13 protein-coding genes are annotated in these 15,447 nt (G+C 67.0%); 7 read left to right on the forward strand and 6 right to left on the reverse strand.

Annotation, left to right across the window (positions count from 1 at the left end):
* The first annotated feature begins 90 nt into the window (after positions 1-90).
* The 5 genes from MSM1_RS05135 to MSM1_RS05155 are packed head-to-tail and all read left to right on the forward strand — an operon-like array spanning position 91 to position 5,434.
* Complete coding sequence (locus MSM1_RS05135; RefSeq protein WP_213440491.1) at positions 91-1,323, forward strand: glycerophosphoryl diester phosphodiesterase membrane domain-containing protein; 1,233 nt, start codon at positions 91-93, stop codon at positions 1,321-1,323.
* A 13-nt stretch (positions 1,324-1,336) separates the two neighbouring features.
* Entirely contained in the window at positions 1,337-1,984 is a 648-nt protein-coding gene (locus MSM1_RS05140; protein ID WP_213440492.1) for a DUF4129 domain-containing protein, read from the forward strand.
* Positions 1,981-3,132, forward strand: coding sequence for a DUF4350 domain-containing protein (locus MSM1_RS05145; protein WP_213441455.1), 1,152 nt, complete (start codon positions 1,981-1,983; stop codon positions 3,130-3,132). Before MSM1_RS05140 ends, MSM1_RS05145 begins: the two co-directional genes overlap by 4 nt.
* Positions 3,129-4,112: a MoxR family ATPase gene (locus tag MSM1_RS05150; RefSeq protein ID WP_213440493.1), complete on the forward strand. Its 984-nt coding sequence runs from the start codon at positions 3,129-3,131 to the stop codon at positions 4,110-4,112. Before MSM1_RS05145 ends, MSM1_RS05150 begins: the two co-directional genes overlap by 4 nt.
* The gene (locus MSM1_RS05155) at positions 4,112-5,434 is read left to right on the forward strand and encodes a DUF58 domain-containing protein (RefSeq protein WP_213440494.1); all 1,323 of its coding nucleotides are present in this window, start codon (positions 4,112-4,114) and stop codon (positions 5,432-5,434) included. Before MSM1_RS05150 ends, MSM1_RS05155 begins: the two co-directional genes overlap by 1 nt.
* 69 nt (positions 5,435-5,503) lie before the next feature.
* Here the strand turns inward: MSM1_RS05155 and MSM1_RS05160 are convergent, their stop codons facing one another.
* Entirely contained in the window at positions 5,504-6,496 is a 993-nt protein-coding gene (locus MSM1_RS05160) for a stage II sporulation protein M (protein ID WP_213440495.1), read from the reverse strand.
* 254 nt (positions 6,497-6,750) lie between these two features.
* Between MSM1_RS05160 and MSM1_RS05165 the strand changes: the two genes are divergently transcribed.
* The gene (locus tag MSM1_RS05165) at positions 6,751-7,662 is read left to right on the forward strand and encodes an RDD family protein (RefSeq protein WP_213440496.1); all 912 of its coding nucleotides are present in this window, start codon (positions 6,751-6,753) and stop codon (positions 7,660-7,662) included.
* A gap of 138 nt (positions 7,663-7,800) precedes the next feature.
* Here the strand turns inward: MSM1_RS05165 and glpK are convergent, their stop codons facing one another.
* Complete coding sequence (gene glpK / locus MSM1_RS05170) at positions 7,801-9,318, reverse strand: glycerol kinase GlpK (protein WP_213440497.1); 1,518 nt, start codon at positions 9,316-9,318, stop codon at positions 7,801-7,803.
* 180 nt (positions 9,319-9,498) lie between these two features.
* On the opposite strand from glpK, the gene MSM1_RS05175 reads away from it, so the two are divergent.
* Complete coding sequence (locus MSM1_RS05175; protein WP_213440498.1) at positions 9,499-10,977, forward strand: glutamate-cysteine ligase family protein; 1,479 nt, start codon at positions 9,499-9,501, stop codon at positions 10,975-10,977.
* Positions 10,978-11,059: 82 nt separating this feature from the next.
* Here MSM1_RS05175 and egtD read toward each other — a convergent pair whose 3' ends face one another.
* The 4 genes from egtD to egtA are packed head-to-tail and all read right to left on the reverse strand — an operon-like array spanning position 11,060 to position 15,304.
* Positions 11,060-12,025 (reverse strand): L-histidine N(alpha)-methyltransferase, encoded by a 966-nt coding sequence (egtD, locus tag MSM1_RS05180; protein WP_213440499.1) that lies wholly within the window; start codon positions 12,023-12,025, stop codon positions 11,060-11,062.
* Complete coding sequence (egtC, locus tag MSM1_RS05185; protein ID WP_213440500.1) at positions 12,022-12,720, reverse strand: ergothioneine biosynthesis protein EgtC; 699 nt, start codon at positions 12,718-12,720, stop codon at positions 12,022-12,024. Before egtC ends, egtD begins: the two co-directional genes overlap by 4 nt.
* A complete protein-coding gene (gene egtB, locus MSM1_RS05190; RefSeq protein WP_213440501.1) occupies positions 12,720-14,027 on the reverse strand; it encodes an ergothioneine biosynthesis protein EgtB in 1,308 nt (435 codons plus the stop codon). The genes egtC and egtB overlap by 1 nt, the downstream gene beginning before the upstream one ends.
* Positions 14,024-15,304: an ergothioneine biosynthesis glutamate--cysteine ligase EgtA gene (gene egtA / locus MSM1_RS05195; protein ID WP_213440502.1), complete on the reverse strand. Its 1,281-nt coding sequence runs from the start codon at positions 15,302-15,304 to the stop codon at positions 14,024-14,026. The genes egtB and egtA overlap by 4 nt, the downstream gene beginning before the upstream one ends.
* Positions 15,305-15,447 lie beyond the last annotated feature (143 nt).

Consider the following 15,447-nt stretch of genomic DNA (forward strand, 5'->3'; position numbering starts at 1 on the left):
CCGGACGCACGTACGGACCGCAACGTTGAGAATTGCCCCGATGGCCGACAGGATGGGAGCCATGATCGACGACGACGGCGGCGGCTTTTAGTGGGCATGCTGCCGCCTGGTTACCCGGGCTATCCGGAACCCGGTGATCAGCCTCTCAACCACGATGCCGCGGGCTATCCGCCGCCGGGCCAGCTGCCACCGGGCTATGGTGGCCCGCCGGGCTATCCGCCACCGAGCTACGGTCCGCCACCGGGCTACGGTCCGTCACCGGGCTATTCCCCACCGGGCTATTCCCCACCGGGCTACGGCCCACCACCGGGCTATCCGCCACTGGGCTACGGTGGCCCGCCGCTGCCCCCGGGAGCATTCACACCCGGAATCATCCCGTTACGGCCATTGAGCCTCGCCGATATCTTCAACGGCGCGGTCGGCTACATCCGGGCCAATCCCAGGGCGACGCTGGGACTGACCACCGCCGTGGTGCTGATCATGCAGGTCATCGCCCTGATCGCCGAGACCGGGCCGCTGGCCGTTACCCGTCGGATGCGGACAGAGCCGTCGTACCAGCCGACATGGGGGGACGTCGGCACGTGGATGCTGTCAACCGGTGTCACCGGCCTCGCCACCTGGATAATTAGCATTCTGCTCAACGGGGTGCTCACCGTTGTCGTCGGGCGGGCCGTTTTCGGCTCGTCGATTACCGTCGGTGAGGCATGGTCCAAGGTCCGCGGGCGGGTGCCGGCATTGATCGGCCTGGTGGCGCTGGAAGCCGCCGGGACGGTCTCACTCATCGCGCTGGTGGCGACAATCATCGCCGCCATTGCCGCGACCGGCGGCGGCGCCGCCGCCGTTCTGGTCGGCTTGCCGCTGACACTCGCTCTGCTTGCGACGATGGCCTACCTCTTCACCTTGCTGTTGTTTGCGCCGGTGCTCATCGTGCTGGAAAGGCTGCCGCTTGCCGACGCGATAATCAGATCGATCGCGCTGGTGCGCCACAGCTTCTGGCGGGTACTCGGCATCCGGCTGCTGGCTGCGGTCGTGGTCGCCGTGGTCAGCTTTGCGATCGCGGCGCCGCTCAGCCTCGCCGGCCAAGTGCTGCTCGCCGGGGCGTCGGCCACCGGTCCGCTTCTCATCGGCACCACGTTGAATCACCTCGGATTGGCCATCGGCCAGATTGTCACCGCTCCCTTTAGCGCGGGCGTCGTCGTCCTGTTGTACACCGACCGCCGGATGCGCGCCGAGGCGTTCGATCTGGTGTTGCAAACAGGCGCCGCCAGAGGTCCGTTCGCGACGGCCTCCACCGACTACCTCTGGCTGAGCCGGCCGGCATGAGGACCGGCTGAGGATGCCCACTATCGACATTGACCGCGACACCGCCCGCAAGGCCGCACAGCAGGAACTGGCCAAGGCGATCTATCCCAAACAGTCACCGGTCCAACGATTCCACGACTGGGGTGATGAGCTGCTGTACCGCCTGATACAAAAGGGGGCCTCGATACCCGGCGGATGGTTCGCGATCACCGTACTGGTTGTCATGCTGGTGATCGCGGTCATGGTCGCCCTACACGCCATCCGCCGCAGCATGCGCACCACCCCCGACCGCCAGCTGCTCGACACCACCCAGCTCAGCGCCGACCAACATCGTATTGCCGCTGAAAACTATGCGGCGACAGGAAATTGGGCCACTGCGATCCGGCACCGGATGCGCGCCGTCGCTCGCCAGCTGGAGGAAAGCGGCGTGATCAACCCGGCCGCCGGCCGAACAGCCATCGAGCTTGCCCAGGATGCCGCGGCTTCCTTGCCGCACCTTGCTCACGAGCTATACCAGGCAGCGACGATTTTCAATGACGCTGCCTACGGCGAATGCCCGGGAACCCTGGCCGCATACCGATTGATCGTCGACCTCGACGATCAGCTCCGGTCCCGTTCATCCACGGGGCCGTCCGGTGGCGCCCGGGCGGAAGCGTTGACCTCGTGGACACCGATCCGATGACGGTCGCCGGACCGCGGTCCCAACCCACCGCCCACCGCGTGCTGCGACGGTGGCGTACCTGGCGGGGGCCGGCGGCAGCGCTGATCGCCATCGTCGCCGTCGCGGCGCTGGGCACCTTTTTGGCCGCGCCGCGGCCCGGCGGCCGGATGGACGCGGCGGCCACCGGACCCGACGGCGCTCACGCCCTGGCAGCGCTGCTGCGCGACCACGGCGTCGAGGTGGTCGTGGCCACAACTGTCGCCGATGTCGAGCGCGCTGCGCGCCCCGGCGCACTGCTGCTGGTGGCCCAGACTCAGCACCTGACCAGCGACGCACTGCTAGGCCGGCTGGCGAGCGCCCCCGGCGATGTGCTGCTGGTGCAACCCACGTCACACGCTCGAGCGGCGCTGGCGCCAGAGCTACGCAGCGGCGGCATCAGTGTTGTCGATGGTATGCCGAATTGCTCTCTGCGGGAGGCGGATCGGGCTGGGTCGGTGCAATTTGGGCCGAGTGCCACCTATGTCGCCGCCAACGGCACCGCGTTGACCAGCTGTTACGGCGGGGTGCTGGTCCGCTACCGCGACGGCGAGCGCACCATCACCGCGATCGGCAACAGCGATTTCATGACCAACAAAGGGCTGCCGCGTGCGGGCAATGCGGCGCTGGCGATGAACCTCGCCGGTGCCCACCCTCGCCTCGTCTGGTTCGCCCCCCAACGAGCTGAGAGTGAAACACCTTCTTCAAGAACAATTTTCGATGTCATTCCGGACAATGTTAGTTGGGTTTTCTGGCAGCTATGGCTGGTGGTGGCACTGCTCGCACTGTGGCAGGGCCGGCGGATCGGCCCGCTGGTTGCCGAGGACTTACCCGTCGTCGTGCGGGCATCGGAAACGGTCGAAGGGCGTGGCCGGCTATACCGATCCAGACGCGCCCGCGACCGTGCCGCGCAAGCACTGCGCACCGCGTCCCTGCGGCGGCTACTACCCCGGCTCGGGCTGGGTGCCGGCACACCCGCTTCGGTGGTGGTAGCCGCCGTCGCGCAACGCACCGGGATAAGCTCGGACTGGTTGGCGCACCACCTGTTCGGCCCACCGCCGGCCACCGACACCGATCTTCTGCAGCTTGCCCGCGTACTCGACGAGATCGAAAGGCAGGTCACCCGCTTGTGACACAACCCGCTTCCGCATCGGCACTCGGCGCGACGGCAGAATCGGCGCGAAAAGCATTGCTGGCGTTGCGCGCCGAGATCGCCAAGGCCGTTGTCGGGCAGGATGCCGTGGTCAGCGGCCTGGTGATAGCGCTGTTATGCCGGGGCCACGTCCTGCTGGAAGGCGTTCCCGGAGTGGCGAAAACACTACTGGTTCGTGCCCTGGCCGCGGCCTTGCGGCTGGAGTTCAAACGGGTGCAATTCACCCCGGACCTGATGCCCGGCGATGTCACCGGTTCGCTGGTCTACGACGCACGCAGCGCCGCGTTCGTGTTCCGGGCCGGTCCGGTGTTCACCAATCTGATGCTGGCCGATGAGATCAACCGCACACCCCCCAAGACTCAGGCCGCGCTGCTGGAAGCCATGGAAGAGCGTCAGGTCAGCGTTGACGGTGAACCCAAAGCGCTGCCCGACCCGTTCATCGTCGCGGCCACCCAGAACCCGATCGAATACGAGGGCACCTATCAATTGCCCGAGGCCCAACTCGACCGGTTCCTGCTCAAACTGACCGTGCCGCTGCCACCGCGAGACTCGGAGATCGCAATCCTGGGCCGGCATGCCCGCGGCTTCGACCCGCGCGACCTCTCCGCGATCAACCCGGTGGCCGGGCCCGCGGAGCTGGCCGCCGGCCGTGATGCGGTGGCACAGGTGCTGGTCGCCGACGAGGTGCTAGGTTACATCGTCGACATTGTCGCGGCCACTCGCGGCTCCCCCGCCCTGCGCCTGGGTGTTTCACCGCGCGGCGCTACCGCCGTGCTGGCCTCGGCCCGCTCGTGGGCATGGCTGTCTGGGCGTAATTATGTCACCCCGGACGACGTGAAGGCCATGGCGCGGCCAGCGCTGCGACACCGGGTGGTGCTGCGCCCGGAAGCCGAGCTCGAAGGTGCCACGGCCGACGGGATTCTCGAGGGAATCCTGGCCTCAGTTCCCGTGCCGCGCTAGTGATCATCACCGGGCGCACCGGACTTGCGGCGCTGATCGGCGTCCTTCCGATAGCTTTGTCACCTTGGCCAGCAACGTCTTTCGCTGCCCTGCTGATAGCGTTGGCGGCCGCGGTAACCCTCGACGCCGGATTAGCGGCCAGCACCCGCGAGTTACGGTTCACCAGGACAGGCCCTGCTATGGCCCGGCTTGGCGAGCCGGTGCGCGCCGGCCTGATAATCCACAACGGCGGCCGGCGCAGGTTCCGCGGCCAGGTTCGTGACGCTTGGACACCCAGCGCGCGCGCCCATCCGCACATCCACGCCGTAGACATCCCCGCTGGGCACAGCCTACGCGTCGACACCCAGCTGCGGCCGGCTCGCCGTGGCGACCAGCGTTCGGCCGCAGTCACTGCGCGCTCAATCGGCCCACTGGGGATGGCCGGGCGGCAACGCTCGCAACTCGTACCCGCCCAGCTCCGGGTGCTGCCGCCGTTCTTGTCCCGCAAGCACCTGCCGTCGCGGATGGCCAAACTGCGCGAGATCGACGGCCTGTTGCCTACGCTGACCCGCGGGCAGGGCACCGAATTCGATTCACTGCGGCAGTATGTCGTCGGCGATGACGTCCGCTCGATCGACTGGCGCGCCACCGCACGTCGCGCCGACGTCATGGTCCGCACCTGGCGGCCCGAACGAGACCGGCGCGTTGTCATCGTGCTCGACACCGGTCGCACGGCGGCGGGCCGCGTAGGTGTCGACCCCACCGCCGACGATCCTGCCGGCTGGCCCCGCCTGGACTGGTCAATGGACGCGGCGCTGCTGCTGGCCGCCCTCGCGTCACGAGCCGGCGACCATGTCGACTTTCTGGCCTACGATCGGGTCGCTCGCGCCGGTGTATTCGGCGCGTCACGCGCCGACGTTCTCCCCCAACTCGTCGAGGCGATGGCCACGCTCCAACCGGCTCTCGTCGAACCGGATTGGCGTGCAATGGTGGCCACCATAATCCGGCGTGCCCGCAGGCGTGCGCTGGTGGTGGTGCTGACCGACCTCAACGCGACCGCACTCGAGGAAGGTCTGCTACCGGTGTTGCCGCAATTGACGGCCAGGCATCACGTTCTGCTGGCCGCGGTGGCCGACCCACGTGTCGATGAACTGGCCGGTGGGCGAGCCGACGCCGCCGCGGTGTACGACGCGGCGGCAGCCGAACGGACCCGCATTGACCGGCAGGTGATCGCGTCGCGGCTGCATCTCGGCGGGGTGGCGGTGGTCGATGCTGCGCCCACGGCACTCGCGCCGGCGCTGGCCGACCGCTACCTGGCGATGAAAGCCGCTGGGCGGCTTTGAGGTTCCACCGCCAAAGGCTCACACATTTTGCGTGGCCTGGTATGCATACCGTCGCCTCCGGCACGGTGTTTAGCTCGTCGGGATGACATCGGGCGCGTCCTCGATATCGCCGGTTCTGCCGGCGCGCGCCGCCCGGCCCCCGAAGTAGACAACGTAGGACAAAAAGGCCACCTCCGCGATGACGCCGATGGCGACCCGAAGGACCGTCGGTAGCGGTGACGGAGTCACCAGCGCCTCGATCAACCCCGATACCAGCAATACGGCCACCAGCCCCACAGCGACTGCGATCACGGCACGCCCCTGCTCGGCGAGCACCTGCCCGCGCGGGCGGTAACCGGGAGAGATCACCAACCATCCCAACCGCATTCCGGCGGCCGCCGCCAAGAACACCGCTGTCAGCTCGAGCAGCCCGTGCGGCGTGAGCAGGCCGAGCAAGATGGCACCCTTGCCGGCCTGAACCATCAAACCGGCGATGACTCCCAGATTGGCGGCGTTTTGCAACAGCACGAACGGGATCGGCACGCCCAGCAGGACGGCGAACGCGATGCACTTGGCGGCCACCCAGGAGTTGTTGACCCAAACCTGCAGGGCGAACGACCCGGCGGGATTCTCATGGTAGTAGGAGGCAAAGTCGTGGTTGACCAATTCGTCTATGTCGCTGGGTGCTCCGATAGTGGACTGCACCTCCGGGCTGCCGGCCACCCACACGGCGATGAGCAATACAACGGTAAAAAACGCCACTGCCGTGGCCAGCCACCACCGCCACGCGCGATAGGCCACCACCGGGAAGGCCACCGTCCAGAAGCGGGTGAACGAAGCGGCCAGCGGGGCGTGCGCACCCGTGACCACCGCTCGGGCACGCGCAACCAGTGTCGAGAGCCGCCCAATCAACACCGGATCCGACGATGCCGAGCGCAGCATCGACAGGTGAGTGGATACCCGTTGGTAGAGCTCGACCAGTTCGTCGACTTCGGCGCCGCTGAGCCGCCGACGGTTATCGATCAACCGCTCGAGCCGATCCCACACGGCGCGGTGGGCCAGCACGAACGCGTCGACATCCACCCTGCGCAGCCTACCGTGGCGGTCGCAAACTCGGCGCAGCCGAGGGCGGCGGGTCGCCACGCGACAAACCCGTGGCGATCGCAAACTCGGCGCAGCCGAGGGCGGCGGGTCGCCACGCGACAAACCCGTGGCGATCGCAAACTCGGCGCAGCCGAGGGCGGCGGGTCGCCACGCGACAAACCCGTGGCGATCGCAAACTCGGCGCAGCCGAGGGCGGCGGGTCGCCACGCGACAAACCAGGTAGCGTTTGCTGTATGTCGGAGGTGGTGACCGGCGACGCCGTCGTGCTTGACGTGCGCATTGCGCAGCTGCCGGTGCGCGCGCTGGGCGCGCTGATCGACATCGCGGTAATGATCGTGGGCTACCTGCTCGGTTTGATGCTGTGGGCGGCTACCCTGACCCGGTTTGACGACGCGCTTACCGCCGCCGTTCTGATCATCTACACGGCAGTGGCGCTGGTTGGATACCCGCTGATTTTCGAAACGGCAACCCGGGGTCGCTCGATCGGCAAAATCGTGATGGGCTTGCGAGTCGTGTCCGACGATGGGGGTCCGGAACGCTTCCGGCAGGCGCTGTTTCGCGCGCTGGCGTCGGTGGTGGAGATCTGGATGTTAGCGGGGAGTCCGGCGGTGATCTGCAGTCTATTGTCGCCGAAAGCCAAACGTATCGGCGACATCTTCGCCGGCACGGTGGTGATCAACGAACGCGGTCCACGGTTGGGCCCGGCCCCGGAGATGCCGCCGTCGCTGGCATGGTGGGCATCCTCGCTGCAGTTGTCCGGCCTGAGCGCGCGCCAAGCCGAGGTTGCGCGCCAGTTCCTTTCGCGGGCACCACAACTCGACCCAAAGTTGCGCGAGCAAATGGCCTATCGGATCGCCGGCGATGTACTGGCCCGCATCGCGCCACCGCCACCGCCGGGTACTCCACCGCAACTGATGCTGGCCGCCGTACTCGCCGAGCGGCACCGCCGCGAGCTGGCGCGCCTGCGGCCGCCACCTACCGGGCCCGCCGCTTGGCCACCTGCCCCGCAGGCGCCGTGGCCACCGTCCAGCGCACCCGTTGCTTGGCCTTCGCCGGCGCAGTTGCCACCCCCCGCGCAACCCCCGCCAATGCAGCCGCAGCACGCTCCACCGCCCAGCGGTGGTGGGGCCTTCCCGCGTCGTTAAGCCGCGGGAACAGAGACGGGAACAGTCACGGGAACAGACGAATAGACAATGTCACATCCTCGCCGTGGCAGCGAGGATGTCGAGGCCGCTGCGCCGCCAGCATCGCCATCGCGCTGCACGTAATGGCGGCGCACCGCATCAGGACACGTCGACCCAGTTCAGTGTGCGTTGCACCGCTTTGCGCCAGCCCGTGTATCCGGCGGCGCGCTGCTCGGCGGTCCACGTCGGCCTCCACCGCTTGCCCTCCTGCCAGTTAGCCCGCAGGTCGTCCGGGTCCGCCCAGAACCCGACCGCAAGGCCCGCCGCGTAGGCGGCGCCCAGAGCGGTGGTCTCGGTGACCCTCGGTCGCACCACCTGCACCCCGAGCACATCGGCCTGAATCTGCATGCACAAGTCGTTGGCGGTGACGCCGCCGTCGACCTTCAAAACCTCAAGGCGAACACCAGAATCTGCTTCCATCGCGTCGGCTACATCACGACTTTGGTAGCAGATCGCCTCCAGCGTCGCGCGCGCCAGGTGCGCATTCGTGTTGTAGCGCGAAAGGCCCACGATCGCACCACGGGCATCGGATCGCCAGTACGGAGCAAACAAACCGGAAAATGCGGGAACAAAATATATTCCACCGTTGTCCTCGACCTGACTGGCCAACATTTCGCTTTGAGCCGCACTGCTGATGATTCCGAGCTGATCACGAAGCCACTGCACCGCAGATCCGGTTACCGCTATCGAACCTTCCAGAGCATAAACGGGTTTCGCGTCACCGAATTGGTAGCAGACGGTGGTCAGCAGTCCATTGCGTGACCGCACGATCTTCTCGCCGGTGTTGAGCAGCAGGAAATTACCGGTTCCGTAGGTATTTTTCGCGTCTCCCGGGGCCAGACATACCTGGCCAACCATCGCCGCGTGCTGGTCGCCAACGATTCCACTGATTGGCACCTCGCCGCCAACAGGCCCGGATTTCAGCGTAATCCCGTAGGGTTGCCGCGGCGACGACGGCGCGATCGCCGGCAGCATCTGCCGGGGAACACCGAAAAACGACAGCAGTTCATCGTCCCAGTCCAGGGTTTCCAGGTTCATCAGCATGGTCCTGCTAGCGTTGGTGACATCGGTGACATGTACCCCGCCGCGCGGACCACCCGTCAGGTTCCACAGCACCCAGGTGTCGGCGGTGCCGAACAGGGCGTCACCGCGTTCGGCAGCCTGACGCACCCCATCGACGTTCTCCAGAATCCACTGCAATTTCCCGCCCGAGAAATAGGTCGCCGGCGGCAGGCCCGCCTTGCGGCGGATCACTTCTCCGCGGCCGTCGCGATCCAGAGCTGCCGCAATGCGGTCGGTGCGGGTGTCCTGCCAAACGATCGCATTGCAATAAGGCCGTCCGGTGTGCCTGTCCCACACCAGCGTAGTCTCACGTTGGTTCGTAATGCCCAGTGCAGCAATATCTTTAGCCGATAAATTACCGGAATTCAGCACCGACATCACCGCTGACCCGGTGCGCTCCCAGATCTCGACGGGGCTGTGCTCGACCCAGCCCGCGCGCGGCAGGATCTGCTGGTGCTCGAGCTGATGGCGGGCCACTTCGGTGCCACTGTGATCGAAGATCATGCAGCGGGTGCTGGTGGTGCCCTGGTCGATGGAGGCGACGAACTCGGCCAACTGTTCCTCTCCTTCGGGTGACGGGGCTCACTGCATGCAATCGTCCATCATGGCCCAGGTGGTGGCGTGAACCACCCGAAGGGTTGGCGCCGGCCGTGACGCGTTGCGTCCATCGCAACGGTGAGGTCAAAGGTGGCACCCCGGTTGCGTAGCCGCCGGTGAAGCTGTTGCATCGACGGTGTGGGCGAGAAAGTCAAGCGCACCAGCTACAACGACGCGCACCGCGAGGAATACCGGCGCAAGCTGCAGCTGTGTGTGGACGTCTTCGAGACCATGCTCTCGCAATCCAGCTTCGAGGTCGATCGCCCGCTTACCGGCATGGAAATCGAATGCCACCTCGTTGACGCCCACTATCAGCCCGCCATGTCGAATCAACGGGTGCTGGCCGCTATCGCCGACCCGGCCTACCAGACCGAATTAGGCGCCTACAACATCGAATTCAATGTGCCACCCCGGCCCCTTGATGGACATGCCAGCCTGGAACTGGAAGCCGACATCCGTGCCAGCCTGAATGCCGCCGAGGCCAAGGCCAATGCCGGCGGAGCCCATACCGTGCTGATCGGCATCCTGCCCACACTGATGCCCGAACACCTGACCGGGGAGTGGATGAGCGAGTCGGCACGCTACCGGGCACTCAACGACGCCGTGTTCGCCGCCCGCGGGGAGGACATCCACATCGACATCGGCGGCCCGGAGCCCCTAAGTTTGCACTCCACGTCCATCGCTCCTGAATCCGCTTGCACCAGCATGCAATTACATCTTCAGGTGTCTCCTGATGATTTCGCCGGCAAGTGGAACGCCGCGCAAGCGCTGGCTGGGCCGCAGCTGGCGTTGGCCGCAAACTCGCCGTACTTCTTCGGACACCGGCTATGGGCCGAAACCCGCGTCGAACTGTTTACCCAGGCCACCGACACCCGCCCGGAGGTGCTGAAGGCGCAAGGCGTGCGACCGCGGGTGTGGTTCGGTGAGCGCTGGATTACCTCCATCCTCGACCTGTTTGACGAGAACATCCGGTACTTCCCGTCGCTGCTGCCCGAGATGTCCGACGAGGATCCGGTCGCCGAGCTGGCCGCCGGACGCGCCCCGCAACTACCGGAGCTGCGCCTGCACAACGGCACCGTCTACCGGTGGAACCGCCCGGTATACGACGTCGTCGATGGGCGTCCGCATCTGCGGGTGGAAAACCGGGTGCTGCCCGCCGGACCTACCGTCATCGACATGCTGGCGAATTCGGCCTTCTACTACGGCATGCTGCGCGCCCTGTCCGAGGAGGAGCGCCCGCTGTGGGCCACGATGAGTTTCGGAGCCGCCCAGGCTAATTTCCTCGAATCCGCGCGCCGCGGTCTGGGTGCCCGGCTGTACTGGCCGGGTCTTGGGGAGATGGCGGCAAAGGAGTTGGTGCTGCGGCAGTTGCTGCCGATGGCCGACGAGGGCCTGCGACGGTGGGGTGTTGCCGTCGAGATGCGAGACCGTTTCCTCGGTGTCATCGAGGGCCGCGCAAGGACCGGCCGCACCGGCGCCGACTGGCAGGTGTCCACCGTGGGCGCCCTGCAAGAGCGCGGGATGACGCGGCTCGCAGCGCTGGCCGAGATGCTGCGACGGTACTGCGAGCGCATGCACACCAACGAGCCGGTACATACCTGGGAGGTGGCGGCGTAGGCGGGCCCCAAAACGTCATGCGCACCGGCACCGCGGCCATTAAGGCCGCGGCGAGGGCCGAGCGAGACACGGCCACAGGAGCTCATTTGACCGCCAGTGACACCCCGAAGTCGCCGGCGGCATCGGTCCACCAGCGAGTCTGACGCAGTCCCGCCGCGGCCAGCTCTGCGGACACCGCCTCGGGCCGGAACTTACACGACACCTCGGTGAGCATCTCCTCACCCACGGCGAACTCGACGGTGAGGTTCAAAGCCCTCACCCGAACTTGCTGCGGCGTGTCTGTGCGCAGCCACATCTCGACGCGCTCTTCGGTGGCGTTCCAGCGTGCGACATGTTGATAGGCGCCGATGTCAAAATCGGCGTCAAGTTCGCGGTTTATGACGGCAAGCACGTTGCGGTTGAACCGGGCGGTCACCCCCGCGGCGTCGTCATAGGCCCGCAGCAGCCGGTTGGCGTCCTTGACCAGGTCGGTGCCGAGCAGCAGGCTGTCCCCGGGGCGCAATACAGCGGTCAGCGTCGCCAGGAAGTCCGCACGGGGTCCCGGCGTGAGGTTGCCGATCGTGGAACCTAAAAACACGAACAGCCGGCGGCCACCGCCGGGAATCTTTTCCAGATGTTTCTCAAAATCCCCACAGACGGCGTCGATTTCGATATTCGGGTAGTCGCGTGCGATGGCGGTCGCGGTGGCCTCAAGCATACGCGCGTCGACATCGAACGGCACAAAGCGCCGCAGCGATCCACACTCGAGCAGCGCGTTCAGCAGTATGCGGGTTTTCTCCGACGTGCCGCTGCCCAGCTCGACCAGGGTGTCGGCTCCGCTGATGGCGGCGACTTCCGCTGAACGGGCACGCAGGATTTCGGCCTCCGTGCGTGTCGGGTAATACTCCGGCAACCGAGTTATCTGGTTGAACAGCTCGCTGCCGACGGAATCGTAAAACCATTTGGGCGGGAGCGACTTCGGTGTTTTAAGCAGACCTTCGGACACGTCGCGGCACAGTGCGCGATACGCCGAGTCGGCGCCCAGATGATTCGACAGCGACAGCGTCATCGGGATCCTCTCCCGTCCAACGTGGTCACCGTGACGCGTTGCGTGGTGACCTCGACGAGGCAACGGTCCGGCACGTCCTCCCATTCGGCGTCATCATCGTAGGGCTCGCTGGCAAGCACCACGCCGTCGTCGCGACGCAGAATCGACAGCGTGTCTCCCCACGTGGTTGCCAGCATCCGAGAACCATTTGCTGCCAATATGTTTAACCGAGAATTTCGATCAGCAGCCCCGACTTGCCGAATGGTTTCCGCTAGCTCGTCCAGACCGCGTGAGAAGATCAGAGCCGCTAATAGCGCACTGTCGCATATAGATTCGGGCATCGTCGTAGTCCGCAGCACTGCCCGGTCGACGATTCCGTTGTGTGCCAGTAGCCAAACACCGTCGGTGAACGGCGCGGTGGCGCTGGGCTCGATCGGCATCCCTGCGCTCGCCGAGCGCACCGACGCGACCACGCACCGGCTGCGCAACGCGGGTGCAACCGAGGCGAACGACGCGTCACCCCACAGCGGTGCGGTGCTGCGCCAGCGCCGCGGCGTGCTCCCGTCGAAAAACCCCACTCCCCACCCGTCGGCGTTGAGCATGCCGTGCTTTTGCCGGCGCGGCGCATAGGACTGCACCAGCAGACCCTGTGGCGGATCCAAGACCAGCGAGGAGATGCTGACCTCCCGGCCAAGCCACCCCAAATGCCGACACATCAGCCGGTGTCCCCGGCATCGGGGACGTCCCACGCCAACCGGACTCCGCAGAAGATCTGCCGGCGATACGGGTGATCCCAGTTGCGAAAGCTGGGCCGCAGGATGCCCGGTTCCACCGCCCACGAGCCGCCGCGCAGCACCCGGTAGTCGCCGCCGAAGAATGGTTGCGAATAACGCTGGTAGATCATCGGGACGAATCCCGGCCAGGGTCGCAGCGGTGAGCTGGTCCATTCCCAGACGTCACCTAACATCTGCTCGGCTCCGTACGCGGAGGCACCGGCCGGGTAGGCGCCGACGGGTGCGGGGCGCAGCGCTGCGCCACCGAGGTTGGCGCGTTGTGCGGAAGGTTCCTCCGATCCCCACGGGTAGCGGCGGCGGATGTTGGTGGCGGGATCCCAGGCACACGCCTTCTCCCATTCGATTTCGGTGGGTAGCCGGGCGCCCGCCCAGGCGGCGTAGGCCTCGGCCTCGAAATAGCTGACATGCTGGACCGGTTCGTCGGGGGGAATCTCCTCCACGCAGCCGAACCTGGTGCGGGTGCCGTCGTCGTTCCAGAACTGCGGCGCGGTCAAACCGGCCCGCCGACGGTGCTCCCACCCGCGCTCCGACCACCACCGCGGCTGGTGGTAGCCGCCGTCGTCGATGAAGTGCTGCCATTCGCTATTGGTGACCGGCACCCGGCCGATCCGGAAGCTCGGCACGTGAACCACGTGAGCGGGGCGTTCGTTGTCCAGCGAGAACGGCTCGCTCCCGGCGTCGACGCCGAGCACGAACAGCCCCCCCGATACCAGCACCGACGTCCCGGCCAGCCCGGGACGTCCAGCCGGCAGCGTGGCCGTCGACTGGAGCAGCGGTGCCCCTGGACGCAGGTTTAACGCCTGCAGCATGGTCTCGTCGTGCTGGTGCTCGTGGCTGATCACCATCCCGAACGCAAAGCCCGCATCCCCGGCCGCGCTGTCCTCGGGCAGGGCATCCAGGGCGTCCAGGGCGGCGGCTCGCACCGTCCGGCAGTACGCTCGGGCCTGGCCCGGGGGCAACAGCGGGAGGTTCGCGCGGCTGGCCCGTGGGTGGGCAAATGCGTCGTAGAGGCCGTCGATCCCCGGCGGCAACATCCCGGGCCGGTTGAGGTCGCCGCCGCGCAACAGCCACAGTTCTTCCTGCTGACCGATGTGCGCAAGATCCCACACCAGCGGGCTCATCAGCGGGTCATATTGCCGGCGCAGTTCAGCGTCATCGAAATCGACCAGCCGCAGCGTCCGCTCGCGAGCCCGTGTCAGATCACGGGCCAGCCCTTCCCGCAGGCTCATGGGCGCCCCCGCGCCAATTGTGCGACCACGGGCGCGACGCCGTGGTTGAGCACTCGCTCGGAGAAGTCGTCGGCCGGGCAGCGGCCCCGCTCGACGGCGCAGATCAACCGTTGCATCGTCTCGCTGAGTTCTGCCGGTGCCCGCTCGGCAGCGGTCGCCACGCATCGGTTGGCCGCCTCATACAGCCGCGGGTCACGCAGGCCGATGCGCGCCGCCGTATCCCAGGCGGTCGCGACCGGTTCGACCGCCTCGGCGGCGACGCCGGCGGCTGCCGGGTCGTCAAGCAACACCACCAGCATGCACACCACCGCCGGCCACAGGGCATCGGGAACGGCGTCGAGGTAACGGATCTCCAGCCAGCCTCGCGGACGCACCGGCGGGAACAGGGTGGTCAAGTGATAGTCCAAATCGGCTGCAGTGGGCCGGCGCCCGCCCAGCGGGACCCGCCCATCGGCCCAGTCAGCGAACGGCACATACGCCGTCACCGGCACGGCGACACCACCCGAGGGGTTGCGCACCAGCATCACGGGCGCCTTGAGCGCGTAGCGCGCCCAGTCGGTTGCGGGATCTTCTTCGCCGACGCTCAGGACGGGTCCGCAGCGCGCGGAGTCCAGCTCCCCCCACACCCGTTGGCGGGTTGACAGCCAACCGGAGTACCGCCCGTTGAGCAGCGGTGAGTTGGCGGTTACGGCGATCATCATCGGCCCCAGTGCGTGCGCCAGCCGTACCCGGGCCGCCCACCCGGCCTGCGGACCGGCATCGAGATTCACTTGGATCGACGCGGTCGACGTCATCATCGCCGCGCCGGCCGCCCCGGTGCCGGTGGCAGCGAAAAACTGCTCCATGGCGCGGTAGCGTGCGCCGGGGTTGACCCGCTGCGGCGGTCGCAGCGGGTCGCTGCCCAACAGCACCAGTCCCAGGCCGGCCTCGCTGAAAGCCGTCCGCAGCACCGCCTGATCGCGGGTCATGTTGTCGATCGCCGCCGCAACCCCCGCGACGGGCGGACCGGATAGCTCCACGGCGCCGCCGGGCTCAACGCTGACCGCGCTGCCGCCCGGCAGCACCGGAAGCCCCCCAAGAACGTCGGTTATTTCGTCCCAGCCCGGCCGGCGATGCGGATCGTCCGGGTCATAACAGTGGGCTTCCACCTCCAAACCGACCCGTCCAAGCGGGGCATCGGCCAAACACGTCTCGGCGATGTAGTCCGCGGCGGCCTGCGAGCCGGCCAACTCGTTCGCCCCCACGCGGGCGCTATCCAGCTGCGGCACCAACGCCATGTCCTTGATCCCTTCGAGTCCGCGCCGCGTGCGTGCTGCACTGTTGCGCGGTTAGCCGCACAATACCCACCCGGTCCCTCTGTCAGCGGGCACCGACACCTGCCGAGAACGTCGGGACGTGCCGCACAGCGGATTCTCAACTC

The organism is Mycobacterium sp. SM1 (assembly GCF_018361265.1).
GTDB lineage: Bacteria > Actinomycetota > Actinomycetes > Mycobacteriales > Mycobacteriaceae > Mycobacterium.